Annotated in this window: 18 protein-coding genes and 2 pseudogenes; 5 read left to right on the forward strand and 15 right to left on the reverse strand. The window is 38.2% G+C overall.

Features of this window, described 5'->3' with window-relative positions; all coding sequences use genetic code 11:
- Positions 1 to 92 precede the first annotated feature (92 nt).
- Both WIW89_RS05915 and WIW89_RS05920 read right to left on the reverse strand, forming a co-directional pair.
- Positions 93 to 482 (reverse strand): type II toxin-antitoxin system VapC family toxin, encoded by a 390-nt coding sequence (locus tag WIW89_RS05915; RefSeq protein ID WP_337720102.1) that lies wholly within the window; start codon positions 480 to 482, stop codon positions 93 to 95.
- Positions 479 to 706, reverse strand: coding sequence for an AbrB/MazE/SpoVT family DNA-binding domain-containing protein (locus WIW89_RS05920; protein WP_337701289.1), 228 nt, complete (start codon positions 704 to 706; stop codon positions 479 to 481). The genes WIW89_RS05915 and WIW89_RS05920 overlap by 4 nt, the downstream gene beginning before the upstream one ends.
- Before the next feature lie 582 nt (positions 707 to 1,288).
- On the opposite strand from WIW89_RS05920, the gene WIW89_RS05925 reads away from it, so the two are divergent.
- Positions 1,289 to 2,302, forward strand: coding sequence for a DUF973 family protein (locus WIW89_RS05925; RefSeq protein ID WP_337720094.1), 1,014 nt, complete (start codon positions 1,289 to 1,291; stop codon positions 2,300 to 2,302).
- Between the two features lie 44 nt (positions 2,303 to 2,346).
- Here WIW89_RS05925 and WIW89_RS05930 read toward each other — a convergent pair whose 3' ends face one another.
- Together WIW89_RS05930 and WIW89_RS05935 are read right to left on the reverse strand one after the other, a co-directional pair.
- Positions 2,347 to 2,925 (reverse strand): cyclase family protein, encoded by a 579-nt coding sequence (locus WIW89_RS05930; RefSeq protein WP_337701286.1) that lies wholly within the window; start codon positions 2,923 to 2,925, stop codon positions 2,347 to 2,349.
- 481 nt (positions 2,926 to 3,406) lie between these two features.
- Positions 3,407 to 4,585, reverse strand: coding sequence for an MFS transporter (locus tag WIW89_RS05935; protein ID WP_337720095.1), 1,179 nt, complete (start codon positions 4,583 to 4,585; stop codon positions 3,407 to 3,409).
- A gap of 78 nt (positions 4,586 to 4,663) precedes the next feature.
- On the opposite strand from WIW89_RS05935, the gene WIW89_RS05940 reads away from it, so the two are divergent.
- Complete coding sequence (locus WIW89_RS05940; RefSeq protein ID WP_337720096.1) at positions 4,664 to 5,302, forward strand: DUF3834 domain-containing protein; 639 nt, start codon at positions 4,664 to 4,666, stop codon at positions 5,300 to 5,302.
- 189 nt (positions 5,303 to 5,491) lie between these two features.
- Here WIW89_RS05940 and WIW89_RS05945 read toward each other — a convergent pair whose 3' ends face one another.
- The 6 genes and pseudogenes from WIW89_RS05945 to sor all read right to left on the reverse strand — a co-directional run bounded on the left by WIW89_RS05945 (position 5,492) and on the right by sor (position 14,272).
- Entirely contained in the window at positions 5,492 to 6,442 is a 951-nt protein-coding gene (locus tag WIW89_RS05945; RefSeq protein WP_337701280.1) for an MFS transporter, read from the reverse strand.
- Positions 6,418 to 6,882 (reverse strand): MFS transporter, encoded by a 465-nt coding sequence (locus WIW89_RS05950; protein ID WP_337720097.1) that lies wholly within the window; start codon positions 6,880 to 6,882, stop codon positions 6,418 to 6,420. Before WIW89_RS05950 ends, WIW89_RS05945 begins: the two co-directional genes overlap by 25 nt.
- Positions 6,883 to 6,980: 98 nt before the next feature.
- Positions 6,981 to 7,277: pseudogene (locus WIW89_RS05955) on the reverse strand (cytochrome b558/566 subunit A); the annotation flags it as partial.
- An 87-nt stretch (positions 7,278 to 7,364) separates the two neighbouring features.
- A complete protein-coding gene (locus WIW89_RS05960) occupies positions 7,365 to 11,180 on the reverse strand; it encodes a protease pro-enzyme activation domain-containing protein (RefSeq protein ID WP_337720098.1) in 3,816 nt (1,271 codons plus the stop codon).
- A gap of 511 nt (positions 11,181 to 11,691) precedes the next feature.
- Positions 11,692 to 12,594 (reverse strand): hypothetical protein, encoded by a 903-nt coding sequence (locus WIW89_RS05965; protein WP_337720099.1) that lies wholly within the window; start codon positions 12,592 to 12,594, stop codon positions 11,692 to 11,694.
- Positions 12,595 to 13,336: 742 nt separating this feature from the next.
- On the reverse strand, positions 13,337 to 14,272 hold the full coding sequence (sor, locus tag WIW89_RS05970; RefSeq protein ID WP_337701272.1) for a sulfur oxygenase/reductase: 936 nt from the start codon (positions 14,270 to 14,272) through the stop codon (positions 13,337 to 13,339).
- 179 nt (positions 14,273 to 14,451) lie between these two features.
- On the opposite strand from sor, the gene WIW89_RS05975 reads away from it, so the two are divergent.
- Both WIW89_RS05975 and WIW89_RS05980 read left to right on the forward strand, forming a co-directional pair.
- The gene (locus WIW89_RS05975; RefSeq protein WP_337701271.1) at positions 14,452 to 15,123 is read left to right on the forward strand and encodes a hypothetical protein; all 672 of its coding nucleotides are present in this window, start codon (positions 14,452 to 14,454) and stop codon (positions 15,121 to 15,123) included.
- Positions 15,124 to 15,168: 45 nt separating this feature from the next.
- Positions 15,169 to 15,834, forward strand: coding sequence for a DUF72 domain-containing protein (locus tag WIW89_RS05980; protein WP_337720100.1), 666 nt, complete (start codon positions 15,169 to 15,171; stop codon positions 15,832 to 15,834).
- A gap of 101 nt (positions 15,835 to 15,935) precedes the next feature.
- Here WIW89_RS05980 and WIW89_RS05985 read toward each other — a convergent pair whose 3' ends face one another.
- From WIW89_RS05985 to WIW89_RS06005, 5 genes and pseudogenes are all read right to left on the reverse strand, one after another.
- Positions 15,936 to 17,981 carry a 4Fe-4S binding protein gene (locus WIW89_RS05985; protein WP_337720101.1) on the reverse strand — a complete coding sequence of 682 codons (2,046 nt, stop codon included), beginning with the start codon at positions 17,979 to 17,981 and terminating at the stop codon, positions 15,936 to 15,938.
- 599 nt (positions 17,982 to 18,580) lie between these two features.
- Positions 18,581 to 19,339 (reverse strand): annotated as a pseudogene (locus WIW89_RS05990) (KaiC domain-containing protein); the annotation flags it as partial.
- A 9-nt stretch (positions 19,340 to 19,348) separates the two neighbouring features.
- The gene (locus WIW89_RS05995) at positions 19,349 to 19,528 is read right to left on the reverse strand and encodes a hypothetical protein (RefSeq protein WP_337701302.1); all 180 of its coding nucleotides are present in this window, start codon (positions 19,526 to 19,528) and stop codon (positions 19,349 to 19,351) included.
- 47 nt (positions 19,529 to 19,575) lie between these two features.
- Positions 19,576 to 19,662, reverse strand: coding sequence for a hypothetical protein (locus tag WIW89_RS06000; RefSeq protein ID WP_443296297.1), 87 nt, complete (start codon positions 19,660 to 19,662; stop codon positions 19,576 to 19,578).
- A 204-nt stretch (positions 19,663 to 19,866) separates the two neighbouring features.
- On the reverse strand, positions 19,867 to 20,106 hold the full coding sequence (locus WIW89_RS06005; RefSeq protein ID WP_337701265.1) for a transcriptional regulator: 240 nt from the start codon (positions 20,104 to 20,106) through the stop codon (positions 19,867 to 19,869).
- 768 nt (positions 20,107 to 20,874) lie between these two features.
- Between WIW89_RS06005 and WIW89_RS06010 the strand changes: the two genes are divergently transcribed.
- Positions 20,875 to 21,198, forward strand: a 324-nt coding sequence (locus WIW89_RS06010) for a pyridoxal-phosphate dependent enzyme (RefSeq protein WP_443296296.1), incomplete at its 3' end; no start/stop codon positions are given.

Raw genomic sequence — 21,198 nt, forward strand, 5'->3', positions numbered from 1 at the left:
TAAACATTAGGTTAAATCTAGTTTATTAGATTCATAGAAGAATAAGCTCTCTTCCCACTAGCTGATTTTGACATAAGGACAGCTATACTCTTCTACGAATCTAATGTGAAATTACAAGGATCTATTCTTACCTTGAAATCCTTATCTGCTGATATTATCTTAGCATTGGATTTCTTTGAAACTATATAATGCAATGAATCATAAGGAGATAGTGAGAGATCTTTTGTAACTTCTACTATATCCTCTTGCTTAAAATCTACAATCCTAATTGGTAGCGGCAGTATGGCTAAAATCTCATCTTCAATGTCCTTAGCACCTAATTTCCTTAACGCATTGACTACCCCTAGTAGAATTATATTGTCTATGATAGCCTGCATTTTCTTTTCGTAAATTTTCTTTATTATATCTTGACAACACTTACCATATTTTCTACCCCTTATTTTAGCGTAAACGAAGACATTACTATCTATAAAATAATTTATTCTTCACCTAACTCATCGACTTTCTCTGGTGGAATTTCTTCCTTTATTTCTTCCTTACCAATAAGAACTTCTAACGGATTCTTAACTTTTTTCACCTTCCTTCTTAATAGAATCTCATTATCATTTAGCGCTATAACCTCAAACTCTTCATTAGGCTTCAAATTAATCTTCTCCCTAACCTCTTTCGGTATAGTCACTTGGAATTTATCAGTTACCTTTACCATAATTGAGTATATGTATACGTAATATTAAAATTTTTATAAATTGTAATTTCTTAACTCTCTGATCTATCATAATTTGAAAATATATTTAATGCTTACTCGTTAGATAATCCCATGAAGGGAAGATAACGATTATTCCTCTATACTCCATTAATATAGATGAAAAGAGATATCACCAAGAATATTTTTAGAAAAACTGATATTTTAAAGAAAGAAGTTATACATCTCTTTCACGAGGTATGCATCCCAACCCACATTTTTATAATAAAACGATAAGGAAGGGCTTTCAATTTAACCAATCTGAAAAGGTCTGTATTTACTAGAACTATTTGAACTAAATTGACTTTTATTTTTGAAAATATGTTAGGAACTAGACTTTCATTATTATAAATATAAAAAACAAACAACAATAGGAAGATCATTAAACCACTCCTTGCGCAAATTTAAACTCTCAGAGAGGAAGATGTTTGTGTATGTTTGAATCGAATTTAATATCATGTCTCAGACTTTCATAAGGAGGTAGAGTAAAAAATCATCATTAATGTTACGAATTAATTTATTAGTTTAGAACGAGAAGTATAGACAATGAGTTACAACCCTGAACTACCAGGACTGGAAAAGTTGAAAAAAGGGTCACTTTATTACATCTTCTCCGCGTTTCTAGCAGTAATTTTCACAGTGTTATTCATTGTGGCTATATTCATAGGGGAGACTTTCGGGACTACCACTGTTACATTGTCTAATGTTACATTATCTAACTCTACCTCAGTTCCGACGAATTCTTCCAATTTAGCTGCACTTTCATTATTCAGTATAGCCGGAATTCTATTCATAGTAGCACTGATAATCGAAATTTTGGGTATAATTAATTTGAGGTCAGGTTTTTCTTTACTTTCTGGTATAATTCAAGATATAAGTGTGGGTAAGACTGGGACTACTTTGTGGATAATTACAGCACTATTATCTTTCTTATTACCAGTGTTATTAGTAGCCATCGGTATAGGAATCTCATTCAGCACTGGTTCTACTTTATCTGGTATAGTAGGCGCGACATTTCTCGTCTACGTAATAGACGGCGTGATCTTCGTATTAGGAATTATAGCTAACATCTTGGTCGGTATAGCTTTTTATAAGCTCGGAAGCGTATATAGTTCATCTACAGTCAAGGTCGGAGGGATCCTTATAGCAACATCAATCTTAGCATTCATAGGGTTTATATTGACTTACGTCGGACTAGGAGAGGTAATAAGGAGAGTTAAGAGCGGGATAAGCGTTACGCAAAGCTGGAGTAATCCACCTACCAATATCCCGATAGCAATTTACCAGACACAGCCTTACGGTACCATAAGCCCCAACGGTATTCTCACATTTCAAGTGTATTCCACTGCCCCAGCTACACTACTTTCAGCCACTATTGAAGGCTTGAACTTCAGTACAAGCACGTTTAACCCTCAGTTTGTCCCAGCAAATCAAAACACTAACGTAATGGCTTACTTTAACACTTTACCTATAACTCAAGGTGCTATGTACAGAATAGTTATTACAGCATCTGTAAACGGGACGATAATGAGATTTGTAGTTAACGCTTTGGGAACTTGATATGCAATAAACCCTTATTTATCACTTCTTTTTTCTCACTTCTTTCATTCCATACCCTGAACTATCGCTATAGCCCTCACGGGAGAACCGTCGACCCCTGCTATATTTAAAGGTAAAGCTTGGAAGTATACAAAAGCCCCTACCAACTTTTCTAACGCCTGAGATAGGTTTTCAACAACGAGTACTTCATTGCGTAATAGGAGATTGTGCACATCAGTGTCTCCAACGCTGGGTGAGTCGATTCCCACCATTTTATATCCCTTTTTCACGATCTTCTCCGCGTCCTTTAAGGATAGCGTGGTATAACCATCTTCCATTTTCCAACCTTTCCTCCACTTTTTACTAGTCCCGGTGTAGACTAGTAGTATTTCCGCAGGTTCCGCGTGATCAACACTGTCAGTGACGTAAGCCTTACCCATGAAACGTTCCAGCGGAATTTGGTCTAACCTCTTACCTTCGGGGATAAAGTGATAAGGAACATCTACGTGTGTCCCGGTGTGAGTTCCTATAAGGAGTTCATGAACCATGTAGTCCTTAATTTTGATTTCTCTCAATCTAGGCTGCGGATCTCCCGGGTAAAAGGGCATCTCATTTTCTACGGGTACTGATAGGTCTATTATCATAAATATAATTCTTATTAATTCACTTATAAAAAGCTGAAAGCCGAGGAAAAATTAGGGTTGAGGTCTCCCTTCTATATCTATAACGTAGTTTCCCTTCCTTCCCTTTATGAAGAACATCTGACAGCTGGTGGTATTAACCTCTATCTGATATCCGCTTTGCATTAAAGCACTTAGAAGCTGTTATTCCTAGGCTTGTCTCTGTGTATTTCGAAACCGTTATTTGTGAGCTCACTTACCAACTTATCATGAACGAAGTTAACGTCTAAATTATTTATCAGGAATTTGAGCCATTATTGGAAATAAGGGAATTATATAACTGAAATCTTCTATTAAATATTTCATATGTCATAGACTATAATCTCTTATATAAAGATTTTTGAGTAGTATTGTACATCTTCTCCAGATGAAGTATGACCAAATCCATTATTATTGTCACAGATTGTTAGGGTGAGAGTAGAGTTGCATCTCCTAAACATCTTTTTCAACTTCTTGTTACTGCTTTAACTTCAGTCTTAACTATTTCGTCTACATATTTAACATACCTTCTCAAGAACGCAAGTAATACCAAAACCACGGGAATTAAAAGACCAAACATATCCTTTATTCCCACGAGGTCTGCTATATAACCCGCAACGGAAGGAACTATTATACCTATGACCATCATTACCGCAAAGAAGGAACTGTTTGCGGCATTTCTCTCCTCAGGCTTAAATGTCCTGCTGATCGAAATCACAGAGAGTGGATAAGTCAACCCGTGCGGAAATCCTAGAATCAAGAGGGCTAAAGCGAATTCTAAGAGATTTATTGAGGTAAGTATCATAATGAGTCCTATGACCGTCATGGAGATTGCAGCGTAAACGTGATGAGAAACACTTTGTGGAGGTCTTACAGAAAGGTAAATCCTAGCCAATAATGACGTAGTGAAGAATAAAGAGAAGAGAGATGTTACAACTGAATAAGTGACGTGAAGGTCTGTAACAGCGTATATACCACCAAACGCCAGTATTGCAGAGAAAGGTATATTATAAGTAAGTATATTTATCACTGCTGTTTTGAAACCTGGATTACTTAATACATTCACCTTTACGTTTTTACTTTCTTCTTGAGGAAACTTTACGAAAAGTGATAGGATAGCTGCTGCTATCGCCATAGGTTCGAAAAACACAAAAACGTCCCTCAGCGTGAACTTCGTGAGTATCACAGATTCTAATGCAGGGCCAGCTACAAGACTTATGCTAAGGGCCAAAGTGTAGATCGAGAGTAATCTTTCTCTAGCTTTTCTGTCCTCCAATAGCCCAGCATAAGTAATAACGTTTGGCATTATTGCACCTAAAGATAACCCGGCTAAGGCGCTGATTACCCAAATCGTGATAGGCGTTGAGAAGTAAAATAGAGGTAGAACTAGTGCATATAGCACTGAGGATGTAATAAAGAACTTCCTTCTCTCTGAGGTCTTAAGCCTGGAATTCACGAGCCCACTGGTTATGAAAGTACCTAAGGACAAGATAGCACTGATTATACCTACTTCACTTTGTGTGAAGTGAAAGTCATACTTAACCAGAAGTGGTATAGTAGTAGAGATCATATTGTTGGAAGCCCTAATTGCAAATGTCATTGAGACGATTACTAGAAGCATCTGAAGGTAAACTTTCTTGTCCATGATATCATAATTCGTTTCCGAACCTTTTTAATCTATCCTTGAGGAAACTTTAAATAGTTTGTTCACTAACAAACTATTATGAAAGTACTAGCTGCGCCGGGACCCGTATCATATCCCGTAATAGTAAACAATAAGGGAATAGAATTGTCTTTTGCTAAAGAAGGTACAGCTGACATAGTATTAGATTCGACTGTGTCCCTAGCTAAAAGAGGACTTAAGATACACTACGTTACAGTAAAAGGACTAATGACAGTATATCCGACAGTGGGGAAGAAGATCGGTGTACCTAAGATGCTCACGGCTGCTAATGTTCTGACTAAAGCGTTGGTTGATATTAAGAAATTAAACGCCGAGGTCATAGGTATAGACGACATACAGAAGATAATGGAGTCTCTCAAAAAAGGGGAAATAGATAGTGCTGTAGTCCCTTCGGGAGTAGCTAAAGGGATCACATTTGAAGAGCTTCTGGGAATTCCGGGAAGTTGCGGAGCTCATGTAAAGCCCGAGTTTAGAGACCAGTTTATCTCCCTCTATAATGAAGGAATAGACATGTTTAAGCAAGACCCCGAGGGATTTGCCACAAAAGTAGTTACTACACTGGGAGGAAGGGTAAGCAAAGAGTTCGTTATTAACGTAATGAAGAACTCGACCTTCAATATCGAGGAATTACCTAATGACGAAGAGTTCGTTAAGTTAGTTAGAAAATATATAAGCTAAGCAAGTGTTTGTATGTTTTTTCGTAGAGACATTCGAAACCTTAATTCATTCTTTTTTCGTCTCTTGATTTAACTTATATTTGTCCTCTTTACCTCGTGAGCTGAAGTTTATATCCACCAATAGAGACTCGCTACAACTTCTAGGATTTTTAAACTAAAAAGTTTGAGAATCTTTGAGAAAAAAGGATAATTATAGTGGGTTTTCCACGTTAAACCACATATCCTCAAAGGAGCTTTCTTCGAGGCTTTTCTGTTTAGTTTCAGGCACTGCTACCAGCGTCACTATCGCAGCTATTATTCCTAAGGCTCCTCCGACTCCTACAGCAACGGGAAGACCGAAGTTGAAGAAGAGGAATGGGAATATTGCGGAGTTAACTAGGGCGCCCATTCTATCGATTGCAACAACTATACCTGATGCTATTCCTCTTATTTTGGTAGGCGTAAGTTCTACATTAAAGACACCCGCTGCACTTACGTTAGCTGGACCTACGTTGTGCCAGAAATGATACCCTCCAAGGAGTAGCATTCCCACTATCGGAGTGATAGGGTTTGAGAGCGTTAATTGCGGTTTAACTGCCGCGAAAAGAACTAACGATATAGCCATTCCAGCGAATCCAACAGCTTCCAAGGGTTTCCTACCCCACTTATCTATCAGTAGGAGAGATACAGCACCTCCGGGTATTGACGCAGCTAGTGTTAGGACAAGGCTGAAGATAGCTGTGTTTTTAATACCTATTGACTCTCCCACAAGAGCTGGTTCAGAGACACCTCCAGGGTTCACCATATGGTCTAGGAACCATAGTATCCCTGCTATTGCTATGTATTTAGCGTATTTTCTTAGGTAAAAAAGCACCGGTGTCTTGTCCACTGCGTTAGCAGCCACAGTCAAATCGTTATTAGTCACTTGTTTAACAACCTCTTGGTACCTCTTCATGTCCCCCTTAATTCTTACTAGGTATCTAGGGGACTCAGGTACCTTTCGTCTAAGGTATATAACCGATCCCGGAATAATAGCCCCTAAACCTAACACCAATCTCCACAATAGATCACCGTGAATCCCTATTAGAGGAAGCCCCAGAAGAGTAGCTGCACTCGCAATGCTCCCCAGAGGACCCGTTACACCCACTGCAAATGCCAGCAATTTACCCCTATCCTTTTGTTGGCAAACTCTCCCAATACTATAGGAGACATAACGAAGTCTCCTCCTATTCCCAATCCGAACAACATCTGTGTGAGTATAAGCTCATATACGTTCTGCGTAAAGGCACCGAGGAGTGAACCTAAAGAGAGCAGCAAAGCTTCATAACCGTAAACTGCTCTTCTTCCCTTGAAATTAGAGGTAACGCCGAAGAGAATCGCACCTACGATAGCGGTCCAAAACGACGCAGTGCCTAAAAGAACGTATAGTGACGATCCTGCTACAAGTCCAAACTCTTTTTTAAGTTCCAGAAGTGCTACTGCTATAAAGGTAGTATTATAACTTATTGTAAACATCCCCAGAGTTGTTATTAAAAGACTCTTTGCATGGTAAACATTGAAATTAGAATCATCTAGGGGCTTGAAAATATCTCTTAGCTTCATAGGAATCAAGATATGATAAAATGTCTATAATAAAAATTTTCTATATGTATTAAACGTATTGATATATACAACTAAGTGTTGATATATAATTTTCATCCACTAAAAATGGGCTCTAGGGCATGCCATTTTACAAGGATAAATATCCAAGATCCATTCCACGCAGCCTTAACTAGTATCTAGCGAGTTAAACCAGATGTCGGTGTATTCGGTATATTAGCTGTTAAGGACAAGTTTACCCATTAGATCTCGCTCCAGAAAGGTGCAGCAGCTCCAGGGTTATTTATATCATCGCTTCCAAGTACCTTATACACCATGATCTGTGGCGTGGTCTGTGCCATAGCCGTTGTTATATTAAACACTGAGAGTATTAATGAAAGAGCCACTATTAATAGGATTAGTAGAAGAATTCCTCTCTTTCCTACCTAGGGACATAAACCATCATTAAAAAAGACTTGAGGGTAAAAAGCGTTGGACTGATGATATTATTTTCTGCGAACTAGGGCTAGAGCTATTGCGACTATTGCAATTATTATACCTATGATCGATATTATTTGTAATGTAGAGACTTTACTAGACAAGTTAGAGTTAACTGAGGATAATGAGCTTGAGATCGTCGATAAACTATCATTCAGCGTTGATAATTTATTATTTAGTGTTTCTAGCTGATTCTCGACTTGGATATGGGTTGTGTAAGTAGAGCTTAATCCGTCAGATTGCATCGCAACCACTTTCAAAGTATAGGTACCGTCTGGATAGCTAGCAGTATTTAAAGTATACACGAAAGTACCATTACCGCTAAACGTTGTTAGCAACGTGTTATCAATGTATAACATCACTTGTGAAACATCTTCCCCGCCTACAGTTATACTAACGTTCACCTCACCAGTAGCAGTCATCGGTACTTTAACGTTTACTTTAGGTAAGGAGGGAGTAACGTTTATTATTTGTGAATTTATAACTTCAACGCTTGAAGAACCTTCTAAGTTTAGCTCGTTTACACTTGTTGAGACCAAGTTGACTTTAGTGTTTAAGGCTGTTAATGAGTTAACATAAGAGTTTACAAGTGTTAAATTAGACCCTTCTGCGTTTACATAAGTGATGTTAGAGTTGATTATACTTACATTACCCTCTATAGTATCATTAACGAGTATGTCATTCGCTAAAGTGACCTTACCCGTTATAATGTCATTCTCTAGAACAGCATTATAGGTCTCTCCTTCATCTATATGTTGTCCCTTTACCAGAGTATAGGGATAAACGTAGAAAGTATAGCTCGTATTATAGTTATTTATGGTGGGAACCCCGTTAAATGATATTCCGTTGACCATTATGTCAAAAGGTAATCCGAAGTATGTTGTCGAAGACAAGTAGGTGAGATTGCCTAAATTACTTGCTGATGGTAAAGTTACGTTACCTACCCACTCGTTAAGCGTTGAATTGAACCACAACGGTATCTCTATTTCTGTACTTATCTGCGAGTACTCTTGGCTTAAAATCTGTGGATAAATAAACGCAGAATACATGCCGTACTTTACTTCACTTCCATTGGGATATTCTATATTAGCATAAATGAGCAATGTTTGTCCCTCGTAAGCATACTTTGCGGTTTTAATTATGGGAGTGTTGTAATTAGGTGTTACGTAAATCTGTCCATAAAAGAAGCCCGTTAAGTTCATCCCTAAGGTATATGAGTCATATTTTGCGAATAATAATACCGTATACAACCCGGCTGTGACGTTTTTAGGAACGTATAAGAATCCTAGTATCTCGCCGGAGGGGGAGAGGGAAGCGACAGTCTCGCTAATTACTTTACCGTTAGGACTCACTAATTCAGCAGTTACGTTAGTTCCAAGAAGAATATCTAACATGGTTGTAGAATACTGTAGTGGAAGGGTAGGTGGTTCTATTAACCCGGATACAATTATATATTGCCCTCCCGCAACACTACCGGGTTCCGCCACTATTTGTGGTAATATAAAGAGTGATTGTAGATAGATCCCGTTAGAGAACGCTACGAAACCATAAGCGTTAGTGGCAATTAATAAATCATCTCCTATTTTAGCGTTTAAAGTCCCAACCCAAGGACCATATGTCGAAATAGGGGTTAATACTGTTGAGTTGGTCATAATGTATTCGTTGTCAGTTATGTTATAGGAGTAAACGTTTAGGCTTAATGTGAAGTTCGCCGGAACTCCGTAAACGTTTGTTACATTAGCTTCTGTAACGTTGCTTACTTGCGTGTCAAATGGTGTAAAAGTAGCTGGAGTCAAGAATCGTACATAATACCCAGAAAACGTTTCGACAAAGCCATAACTCCCATTACCGTAAACTGTAACGAAAAGTAAACCGTTAGCGTTTTGAGGTAATGTAACTGTTGCTACCCATTCCTTTAATGAGGGGTTATACGTTAATTGAGTTTCAGTAAGATTTCCTTCAATTCCCTCAATTATAGCATAGAAGCTACCGTTGGTCACTGGTATTCCGTTCATTGTTATGTTAGCGACTATCTCCACAACTTGACCGGGGAAGAACTCTAAAGGCGTTTTCCCCGAAGTATTATAAACGTTAACGACTATTGAAATATTGCTGACATTTGTTTTTGTAGTTTTTAAGTAATAAGCTAAGTTACCGGAGTTTAAAGTACCCCAACCCGTAATTAAATTATAACCGTAATTGGCAGTCCACGGTATGTTGTAACCGAAAGTTATGGGGTTGAAAACTTTTTCATAGCTGCTATTTGCCAGTTCGTATATTATCGGGTTAATTAAGCCTAGGCTGTGATTTAGGTAACTCATTATAGTTGTCAGAATCCCTGCAGTTAAAGGTGATGCTTCACTAGTCCCTCCGGTTATTGTAGTCACGTTATAGGGGCATATTATATAAATCCCGGGATATACATTAGCGTTTGCCGAAATATCTGGTGTAGTTCTACCGTTAGGGTATGTAGCGGGCGTCTGTAAACTCCATTGCCACCACGGTTTAGGTTCTATAATACTAAACCCTCCAGTTGAACCACCAGAATTCACGTCGTTAGGAATGAAGCCGTAATTAGACCAAGCAGTTTGCTCTACTCCACCGTGGAACTGTATATAGGTTGTTGTCCCTCCGACAGCGGTGACGAATGGTGAAACTGAGGGATAGATAACAGCCCCTATAGGCCCATTACTGTAGCCGCTACCTCCGCCATCTCCGCTACTGGCTAAGAAAGTAATACCTTCAGCACTTCCCATAGCATAATACTCATCGGTTAATACGACACAAGAATAGAATTCAGGACCGTTAAATAAGTTCGAAAATGCAGACTCTCGTATTCCGAAGCTCTGGGAGAGTACATTAACTTTGTCTTGTGAAACTATATAGGCGATTACTGCTGATAAAGGTATGTTGGGGTTAGCAACATATAAGGTAATGTTTGCTTTCGGTGCCATGGTGTGTGCTACTTCAACATCTAAGCTTATCTCCCCAGCCCATCCATAAAATATTCCTAGGGCCGGGTTATATGGCCCTATAGGCACTACAGTAAAGTTAGGCGGATTGGGTAATCCTGTAACTTTATCATAATAGACTAGCTGTTGATAAATGTAAGGATCACCGTAAAAATCTAGAATACCTATATTAAACCCTTGCCCCTCATAGCCTTGATTGAACAAGGGAGTTATGTTGTAAGCATTATAAAGTGCTGTAGGCCAGTAAGCTTCTATGGGGAACGTCATATTTGGTAACCCGGCTTCTTGCTTTAGCTTCATTACATCCTTAATAGTAACAAGCGTTGAGGGGTGTTGGAAGAAAATTGCTGAGACATTCGAGGAAATTACGAAAGCCGGGATCTTAGGTACTCCGTAAGAGGTGTAGTAAATTAATGTCCCGTTACTTAGGACTTCGAAGTTTAGACCTAAATATTTCTCCACTTGTCCAACAGTCCCAGTAGCTACTATAACCGAGTCTGCGGCTGTTAAAATAATGTTAAACCCAGATTGCTTCAGATAAGATAAGACTTGCTCGTACTGCTGAGTGGGGTAAAACAGTTTTTCAACTTGTTCCTTTGTTAAGAAATGGTGATACAGAGGTGATGAGGGGTTAGATACTGCTAAAGCGTAATAGTAGAGTAGCCCTACGTTCTTTAGGGGAATGAAGAGTGTAAATGTCACTTTATCGTTTGGTGATAATGTTCCTACTACATGAAATCCCTTTAGTTCTAACGGCGGAATATAAGTTTGTGTTGTGGACGAGAAAGATAGTGTTGAAATTGAAAGTAATAATGCCGTGGTTACTAGAATTGAAAATAACTTACTATTCATAAATTATCACATTACCGTTGATTTATAAATTTTGCGGTGAGGTTTAACTCTATTCAAAGAATGATATTTTCTTTTCCTTGACCAATTTAGGACTTGGGAGTAAATCTGATTAATTTCTCTAAAATTCTGGTTCTTATGTTAATATTTTAAGATGAGTGGTTATTAAATTAATTTAAATAAGTAAGGTAGACAATTGCCTTCATAGCTTAAACAAGGTAAGTCTTAAGTTAGAGAGATAGTATATCTGCAATTGAAAGATATTTACTAGACAATGAAGTAAGATAAACAGTCTAAGAGGCTTCCAATAACCAGTTACCAAGATTTGGTATCGACGTATTCGTATTAAATACCTTAGCAGACTTGTTTTTAAACTATTTACATACTGTCCAGTTCTGCGGATCTGCTTACTCTGATTTTCTCGCATTTCTGCAATTTCGTGATCGCTTAAACACTTGCTCGTTTTAACTGGGTGATGAGACGATTGAGCAAAGATAAATAAACTCACTATATCTTACTGTATCGTAAATGCTATAACAAATAGTGAAGTCGTTTCCGTGTTCACATTCCCTAACGGGATTACGGTCCCGTTCACTACCTTGTAATTACTGAAATAACCTCCAATAGGGGACTGCAGATGTTTAGCAATGTTATATATCTTAAGAATTAAAGGCAAATACTCCATCGCAAACGTCTGGTCATATTTACCTATGTACTTCCACGCTATGATAGCCAAGGCTAGCTTATAAGAAGCATAGACGTTACTTGTAACACTTTCATCCTGAAATCCGTAACCATTCCAGAAGTCGTTAATTGTAGTTTCAAACACTTTCTCTGCAAGGGTTATGTTCCCGTTTTCAAGCTCGTAAATAGAAAATAAAAGAGAAGTGTCAGCGTATTCGTACCAAGCAAGGTAGCTTGGAGAATCGTTAAAACTTATAGTACAGATGGGTCCCCAAACTTTCTCATTTACGGGGTCTTTAAACATCCACGTGAAGTTGTGTATTCCCGCTAATACCAAGTAAGGTGACAAAGTTATGTTACTCTTGATGTTATCCCAAACCGTTTCCCACATGGAGGCATTTAAGTCCTTTAACGCGATCACTGCCAACAAGTTATCGCTTTCCACGAAGTACTTATTAACATAAGGACATTCTGAGAAGAGCTTTACCGAAGAGTTATATGTGATGTTATAGTAATTCATTACTAGTCTCAAGGATATTGGAGAGGTTAAGTTGGGGAGTTGTGTAGAGGAAGGGGTTGGAGGTCTGGTGAGGCTTAGAGGACTTGTAGTAGGTGAAGAGAAGATTGAGGGGTTTATATTAACTTTATAGTGGTAATATATTACCAGATATAGCTCCGTCACGATCAGTAAAACGAGGACTAACGATAAGACAGTCAATGTTCTTTTGTTCATAGGTAGTAATTGAGTTTCAGTCTGAAAACTTTTTCTTCACATCATTTCTCTCTACTACAACGGTGCATATATTATGAAAATAGCCATAAGGATAAAGATCATCACTACCTACGTCGTAACCAATATCTTACTTTTATGTCTCCAGAATTACAGAAGCTGGGGGTTAAAAAGGCGGAAACCTCGCCAAGGTGATGGATAGCCCTATGTTTAAATACCTCATTTCTCTAATTTTCTGTTAATGACGCTAATGATGTTCCTCTCCAGTTCGATTAAGGGCTTAACAGGACTGCGGGAGGAGTACTTAGTATCTCCTTCCTTTAAGGGACTAGACGTTAAAGATGAAAGCTCTCTTTTCATGTGAGGAAGTTTTGATTAACCTCGACTGCCCACCAAATGTAACCCTGAATCGATGGTGGGAACGACGAGAAGGGAACCCTTGCCGTTCCAGAGCGTAGATGAGTCGGTTATTGTGACCGTGTATTATCAACAAGTGGAGTTCATAAGCGCCTCTACGACGAGTAAGGTCGTGGCTATATATAATCTTTGTCGTCAGATACGGGAATATTTTGTTAGTCCCAAATAATTTACGAACTAGACGACTATGTTCATTCAATAGTTCACCATAAACTACTCACTTCAAGAAAAACACTTGGATTAAAAAGTAAAGAACTTCAACATTCTTTACATATAATTGAGAAAAATTATTGGAAAAACACTTGGATTTTAAAAAAAGAGAAAGGGCTTAAAGGTGGTACTCGTTTAAGTACTCTCTCCAATACGTACCTTCCATCATGGGGTTTAGAACTCTTATATAAGGACCGAATACTAAGGTGTCTAACACTTTGTCGTGTATCTGCCTCACCTCAGGGTGTATTAACACCCTACCTAAACCGAACATCAAAGCGTTGGTATCACTCCACTCCGTGTGGACAATATACCTTTGAGGTTTGTTCTTAAATTCAGGAGCTTCGTATATAGTGACTGGGTCGGGTACGTCCATCCCGTTGGCTGTTTCCAGTATCTGGTGGAAGCCTTTAGCGTTTAACTGTAAACTTCCTAAAGGTGAGACACCTATCTCTTTAAGTATCATTCCTCCTAAGAAGCCCGGTGCTGATCTGAAAGCCTCTAGAGTCTTTATTGCGCTTTCCTCAAATTGGCTCTCTAACCCTTCTTTCACGATATGTTCACCGAAAGCGACGACTCTCTTACCGTAAGGCTGTGAAATTGGAGGAACTGAAACTGTCTCTCCTGCGGCGAATTTCTTACCCATCATTACTGTGAAGTCGGTCATCTCCGTGTTCAAGGGCATATTTGCGTAGACTATCTCGTATAAGGGCTCGTAGGGTCCCCAGATCATTTGATCTGAGCATTGTAGGCATAGCCTGAACAAGTTAGCCCAGTTCTGCCTATGCATTTCCTCGTGATCTTTCCAGTTTTTCCAGAAGGTGTATTGGAACAGGAAGATGCTGTGCATCTCTTGGCTCATTTCCATCTTCGCTCCTCCCCATCTTGTCCCTAAAGGTACTACACCTATCTGTACATGATTTTGGAATCCTACAAAACCTGGGTGCCTAGCTGTCACCATACAGACTTTAGGTCCTACTTTGCCGAAGAGCTCTAGGGTTTTAGGATCGTTTTTTACCTCTGCCATGTTTATAGCTACATAAGGTTTTGCCATGGTTTGTCACTAACAAGATCTGAGCTAGAGTTAATTACCATTTTATTCTTTGATATTTAGTGTCGTTAAAGTAAGAATTTCTTTCATCAACAGAATTTTATAAATATTATTTTTTGTATACATAGTAAAATTCAGAATTAGTAGATAAACATAAAAGTGTAAAAGTGTACACATAGTATATGAACAAGGAGTTCTACGAAAGATTATTAAAAGCTGAGAACAAATACGATAGACTAGACGGGTGGAAAAAGGCTGAGATATTATATAAGAGCATTGACATGAGATCGCTTAAGAACTACTTTTTGGAGATGTTAGACGACGAAGATATTGACGTAGCTTTACACGCATGGCAGATGTTGCCACAACTCGTGAAATTGGGTATAGTGGACAAGAGAGACTACGACGAGAGAAAACTGGAAAGAGCTTTAAGAGAGGGTGATATAAATGCTTGGTGGATAGCCTATGACCTATGGAAGGAAGGGATAATAAGCCTTGACGTCTTAAAGTCTAATGTAGAGTATTTCGAGAGGGCTTTGAGGGGAGACCCCTATACTAGAATAAGCGCTTGGAGCTTATTACCCTACTTTCTAGAGATAGGTCTGGTGAAGAAACCTTCAGACGATTACTTGAACGAGCTTTTGTATCAACCTTTGAATATCCACATTAAACTTAACGTAGTATATTTATTGTTGGAACTGAAGGAGAAAGGGGTCGTAAATAAGATAGACCTTGAGGCAATAAGAAAAGTGGCGGAACATCCTGAATTCATAAAGCTCTCTCAAGCCTACGAGAAAAACTGGAGAAAGGTAATGGAATTAGTGGGACTGTCTGACCGTAAGACTGTTAGTTAAGAATTAAAAGATTGATCGTGTTTTTATACATGTGAAGTATAATAAATGATATTCATAGGTACGTCTGGATGGCTATACCCGTGGAACCCTAAGAAAAACCTGGATTGGTACGTTAAATATTCCGGTTTTAACGCTGTTGAGCTTAACGCCTCCTTTTACAGAATCCCTACACCCCAGCAAGTTGAAAAGTGGAGGAAGTACGAAATCACTTGGGCTATCAAGGTTAACAGGAAAGTTACCCACGTAAAGAGGTTAAAAGACGTAAGTGACGAGGTCAGAAAATTCGTTGAGATATTCGAACCATTAAGACCCCGCTTCTACCTATTTCAGTTACCCCCTAACTTTCGTAAAAGCGATGAAAACATAAAGAGAGTTAAGGATATATGTCTGGAGTTAGGAGATAGTGGAGCAATAGAGTTCAGGAGTTTGGACTGGTTTAAAGATGTTCCACAAACTGAATGCGTAACTGTGTCTATAGACTCTCCGATTGGCAATTACTACTTTAAGTCTCATGACGTAGTTTATTTGCGAATGCATGGTAGGGACAACTGGTACTTCTATGAATATTCTGAGAAAGAGCTAGAAGAGGTAGTGGATAAGCTGATACAACTCCACGCTAAGGATATATTTGTGTTCTTTAACAACGACTTATGGATGTTAGATAACGGGAGGAAAATGAAAGAGATCTTAGAGAAAAAAATTGACAAATGATAAGAGATTAAGACTGAGAGTTTTTCTGATCTGACCTGAAAGGGGAAAATTAAAAAAGATCGAGAGATAGTGAGATAAAAAGATAAAAACTCTCTATCTTTTTACACTTTGACCCCATGCCTAAACCTAGTAGTTATGTCCTCAATCATTAGGTTATTATAAGTGCAAGCTTCAACACAGTCTCCACAACCTACGCAGGATATTCTATTACTATAGCCCTTCTGGAGGACGTCAACAGAGATCGGTATCTTTACCGGGCAAGCACCTTCGCAACTTTTCGTCTGACAAGTCCTACAAGTCTCTACGTCTTTAGCTCTTATCTTAAACAGAACCTTGTTAAATATACCTGCAAATGTCCCGAAACCGCACCAACCTTGTCTTGCACAACTGTACGCTCCGAAGACCGGAGTGAGAAAGTAGAAGAACCACCACACGTAGTTGAGTACGAACATTCCGTAGAAGTTTAGTGGATCTATTTTTGCCATGCCTAATTTAGGTGGAGTCCACATTTTGAGCTCCATTAGCACGAACAGCGAAAAAGCTATAACCATTGGCACAAGGAATACCCACCTCGTATATTCCCAAATCTTACTCGTCTTCTTAGGCTTGAACTGGTCGTAAAATACATTAGTCCACATATGGGCTGCCATACATACGGTATTACAGTAAGCCCTCCTACCGAATAGTGACGTCGCTAATGCTATCGCGATGAGCGAGACCACGAAAGGTAAGAGAGTCACTGGGAAGATCATTCCACTCATGCCGAATACGTAGAAGTTAGTGTAGTAGGGGATTGTGATCACGAAGAGGGGAATTCCCACTAGGATGACCAGAGCCCATTTTTTAACTTGCGAGTTCTTACTTACCTTAAACCTCTCATACACTAAAAAAGCCATTTCAGCCCCCATCATTATTACGTAGAAGGGAGACATAGTTGTCGCCATAACGAACATATAGGAAGTCATAAAGGCGTTTAATAGTAAGTTACTGCTTGCATGCAAGAACATCGTACCCATAGCATAAGGATTGAACGGGAATAACCACCAGAAAGGATTCGTGAAGGGACTCCTCATCATCATCATCCCTGAAGACATACTACCAGACATAGAGTGCATACCCATCCCTGAAGACATACTACCAGACATAGAGTGCATACCCTGACCTGCCATTGTGTTCATGGAACTGCCCATAGAAGACATCGTATGCATCGCTTTAGCGACGAATAGGGAGTTAGTTATGTCAAAGCCTAAAACACTTTCACCAAAACCCATGGTTATTTCGGCTAGGTTTATGAGGACAAGAAGTAAGAATGGGTACCTTAATTTATAATCTATTTTCTTTGCCGGGATGTCTCTGATCACCAAAACGAAGTACCAAACCATAGAGATCAAGATAGAAAGCGAAATAGTCCACATGTCGTTTAAAGCGGCAAAAGTACTCAACCCTATCATCATAAACAAGTCGAAGGCGGCTAACGAAATGCTAACTATGACTCCTTTGAGGTTTATTCTCCTTATCGCGATTAAGTAGAGAGTGATCACGTTTATTATCATGATCGTCGTGGAAATCAGAGAGGCTACCAACTCTATTTCCTTCGAGAACTGGATAAATATCGACGGTAAAAACGCCATGGAAATTGCGAAAGTCGCAAAAGATAACTCGAAGATGTCCTTCACTCTGCTTAAGACTAGGAAGAATATACCATCGGCAAACATCATTATCCCGAAAGCTATGTTGCTGACTGCATCGATGACCGGGTTATACATTCGTGGGCCGAAAGCTGAGGAATATAAGTATCCCATACTAAACTCGTCGAAGATAACCGAGATTGCTAGTAGTAAAGATGATGAATTATCTGATTTAACCCTTATAATTTCACTCTTTACTGTCGCTGAAAGTAATAAAGGAACAGAGGCGATCATCAACAACAAGGGCTCTATGAACAGCGTACCGCCGTAAAACACTACGTAGCCGAAGGCTATGCTCTCAACTCCCATGTAGAGTATTATCGAGACGATGAAAAACATTGCCTTTTTATTGACATATTCCTTCCTGAGAATGTAGGCCAAGATCCCAAAATTTATTATCATCATACCGAGAATGTAAACTAAAGCCGCTATTTGCTGAATTGTAATTGTAGAACCCATATGCATAAATAGTTTCTTTAGATTCTTGTATAAAAACTCACCTTATATAAATCATTATAAAATGTTAAATCTTTAGGAGAAATGAAATATGTGTGTTAGAACAATAAGAAACTGGCAAAATAAAGGAGTCCTTACTGAGGAGGGAGAAGTTAGTTAAGTCGAATAGATCAAATCGTGTTAATGATAATTATTCCTTCATTATTTGTAGATGAAAGTAGTATCTTTACACATAATGACCTTCCTACTAACATGCAAATACCAAAATTGTATCACTAACCTTAGGAGCTTTTTCTTAAACTTACTACACTTTTCTTTCAAAATCATAATATCTGTCACTTCATCAGATTTTACCCATTAAGTCCCCCTCCACCCCATATTTTAGAGAAAGTTTAGATAAAATAATATATCCTTCTCTAAGTCTTCCCATCAACTTATCTCTGTTAAGTATATCTGTTATAGACGAAGAGGGCATATTACCCAACCGCTTAGATGACCAACTCTTAGGGGTGGAGTTCGGAGAAGCTAGATGTAGGTTATAACGTAATTTAATTAGGAAAATCGAGGAAGGAGGAAAGGGCTATAATATGAATGAAGACCTTTCATTCCTCATTATCCTCCTCTTCACTTTCTTCCTTTTTCTGATAAGTTTTTGCTTCTTCGACAGCTTTTTTCATCTCCTCAACTTCCTTCTGCGGTAAAGGATCTATCTCTGCCTTAAAGTTCGTAATCCTCAGGTATTTGTCCCATTGTATTACAATACCTTCATCAGTGATTTCCATTGGGTGCCTTACCATTGAGATCTTCGTGTCCCTCATCTTCCACACTATTATCGACCTATACATCTTGCCCTCGAACTCGTCTAGGTCTAATCTTATTATACCGTCAACAGCGTGTTCTACACTTGGTCCGCCGAAACCCCTCTCACCAACTGAAACTTGGCTAACGAAGAACGCTGTACAGCCTAGACCAGAAATTACCCTCTTTAGCGTCATTACTATTCCTCTCGCCATTGCAGGTTTAGTAAGGTATAATGTACTCACTGAATCAATGGCGACTCTGTTAGCCTCAGTCTCTTTAATTGCAGTTCTCAAAACTTCGGAGAATTCCTTTACATCATCCACATTTTTAACAACATATTTCTCCTTTTGGGCGGTTGCACCGTAACCGCCCGTAAAAGCGTCAACTACAGAAAACTTTCCCTCTCTTTCATACTTGGTAATATCCCAACCAAAGTAATGAAAACTCCTTATGACTGAAACGGGATGTTCTTCCAAAGTAACGTATATACCATTTTCACCCTTTGTTAGACCGTTATATATGAACTGCTTTGCCATTATGGACTTTCCAGTCCCAGGGCCCGTTTGTCCCTACGCTCTCATTTCAATCATTTTATGTTCACTCATGATCGAGTGTAGGGACTTAGCCCTTAACCGCCTACTTACTGTAGGTGGGTCATGGGACTCCTTCGAGCCCAACGGCACGGGCCTCACATCTCTGCAATCACTCCCACCCTTTTGGGCATAGCCCACATCGGTGTGAGAGATTATCATATAGCAACGAAAATTCGTTATAAACAGATATAAAAAGATATCTGTTACCGTGAGAAAGGATTCAGCCCAGAGAACAATACAATGTTCCTTTCTGGTATTCCACCATAAAGGATTTCGTCTAGACCGGGTATATATGTCCTGACTCTCTTTGCTTACATAATTTCCTTATTTCACGTAAGGATTTATTATTAATTGTAGCTTTTGTAGAAATATTAATAGAAATATTAATAGAAATAATATATTGATAAAGAACACCTATCATAAAGATATAATTAGTCTATTTTGATTATAATCAATCAATATACGTAGTTAATTTTTGTAAGATTTCATGTTCCTTATTTTTTCTTTTGTATTTTTCCCTGTAATTCTATGTATTTTTCTATAATGAGTTTACCTTTCGGTGTTATCTGAATAATAGTTCTAGGTCTCGTAATTGTAATTACGTCTCTTATTATTATAAGCTCGTTTTCTTTCAATATTTTAAGGTGATAATATGTTGAAGATTTAGGTATGTCCAGAGATTTAAGAAGATCGGCAAATGTTATCTTATCTACTCCTATTTTGATTTTAGGCATGCTTTTCAACGGTACTTTTATTGCCCTAGATGTTTATGCATCTGGACTTTTTCACTTAACTCTCCATTTTTCAGCTATCTTCTATACTATCTTTCTTCTTCTATTTTCTATTGTTTCTATTGGTGCGACTTTAGGTGGAACAATAGGAAGTATGATAGCTAAAAACTGATGAACCCAATATTTATAACCGCTATTTCAATGGAATTTGGAATATCTTTCTTAGTTATTGCAATAACCAAATCTCCACTGATAGATTCATTAGATTCTTTTTTCTAGGTATATATATGTCATTTATCAATATACCTCTGGATAGTATATTTACCAGAATAATTCCCAAATCAAGTAATGGGGAGAGTAAACTCAATAATTCAGATTTTTCTGAATAGTTTATCTCCTGTTATGGCTTTTATTTATGGACTTCTAACTAATTATTTTTCCTTTACCAAACATAATAATGGGAATAGGTATCTTTGGAATACTTTTATCGTTATCGAGCTTCTTCGTTTAAAAAACATAATAAAAGTGACAGAAGAATTCTAGAAGAATAATCTAAAAAGTTGTCTGATCCATTTAAGGCCGAATCAAAATAGTGTAAATCTTTTCTCTACATCGATATAGTGATCCTAAGGATTAACAATCTCCAATTTTTAACGGGAATTAAAACCTTCTAACATTATAAATACATCCATAGAAATCAAAAAATATGTTAAAGATTCTTCATAAGTACAGTAAACACAAATTTTAGGTTTAATGTCACATAGTTCATCTGTGGAATTCATAATTAAATGCACAAGATGCGGCAAGGAAAGGGAAAACATATACGAGATAACGTGCTCGAGATGCGGAGGACCTTTTAAGGTAGAGATACTAGGAGATTATAATACAGAGATAAGAAAAAACTTCCCTTATATTAAAGAATGGATTTCGCTAGGTGAAGGAAATACACCTCTTCTCAAGATAGGAAAACTTCGTTTTAAACTAGATTTCCTCAACCCTACGGGATCTTACAAAGATCGAGGATCTGTAACTCTTATATCGTTCTTAAGACAGAATGGTATAAAAGATATATCAGAAGACTCTTCAGGTAATGCC

Origin of the sequence: Stygiolobus sp. CP850M, assembly GCF_037389425.1 — an archaeon.
Classification (GTDB): Archaea; Thermoproteota; Thermoprotei_A; order Sulfolobales; family Sulfolobaceae; genus Stygiolobus.

Excerpts from the sequence above, each read along its gene's own strand:
- WIW89_RS05985 (WP_337720101.1), bottom strand. The coding sequence starts at position 17,981 with ATGGGTTCTACAATTACAATTCAGCAAATAGCGGCTTTAGTTTACATT.
- WIW89_RS05950 (WP_337720097.1), bottom strand. The coding sequence starts at position 6,882 with ATGAAGCTAAGAGATATTTTCAAGCCCCTAGATGATTCTAATTTCAAT.
- WIW89_RS05930 (WP_337701286.1), bottom strand. The coding sequence starts at position 2,925 with ATGATAATAGACCTATCAGTACCCGTAGAAAATGAGATGCCCTTTTAC.
- WIW89_RS05925 (WP_337720094.1), top strand. The coding sequence starts at position 1,289 with ATGAGTTACAACCCTGAACTACCAGGACTGGAAAAGTTGAAAAAAGGG.
- WIW89_RS05980 (WP_337720100.1), top strand. The coding sequence starts at position 15,169 with ATGATATTCATAGGTACGTCTGGATGGCTATACCCGTGGAACCCTAAG.
- WIW89_RS05975 (WP_337701271.1), top strand. The coding sequence starts at position 14,452 with ATGAACAAGGAGTTCTACGAAAGATTATTAAAAGCTGAGAACAAATAC.
- WIW89_RS06005 (WP_337701265.1), bottom strand. The coding sequence starts at position 20,106 with ATGCCTAAAATCAAAATAGGAGTAGATAAGATAACATTTGCCGATCTT.
- sor (WP_337701272.1), bottom strand. The coding sequence starts at position 14,272 with ATGGCAAAACCTTATGTAGCTATAAACATGGCAGAGGTAAAAAACGAT.
- WIW89_RS05935 (WP_337720095.1), bottom strand. The coding sequence starts at position 4,585 with ATGGACAAGAAAGTTTACCTTCAGATGCTTCTAGTAATCGTCTCAATG.
- WIW89_RS05940 (WP_337720096.1), top strand. The coding sequence starts at position 4,664 with ATGAAAGTACTAGCTGCGCCGGGACCCGTATCATATCCCGTAATAGTA.
- WIW89_RS05960 (WP_337720098.1), bottom strand. The coding sequence starts at position 11,180 with ATGAATAGTAAGTTATTTTCAATTCTAGTAACCACGGCATTATTACTT.
- WIW89_RS05965 (WP_337720099.1), bottom strand. The coding sequence starts at position 12,594 with ATGAACAAAAGAACATTGACTGTCTTATCGTTAGTCCTCGTTTTACTG.
- WIW89_RS05920 (WP_337701289.1), bottom strand. The coding sequence starts at position 706 with ATGGTAAAGGTAACTGATAAATTCCAAGTGACTATACCGAAAGAGGTT.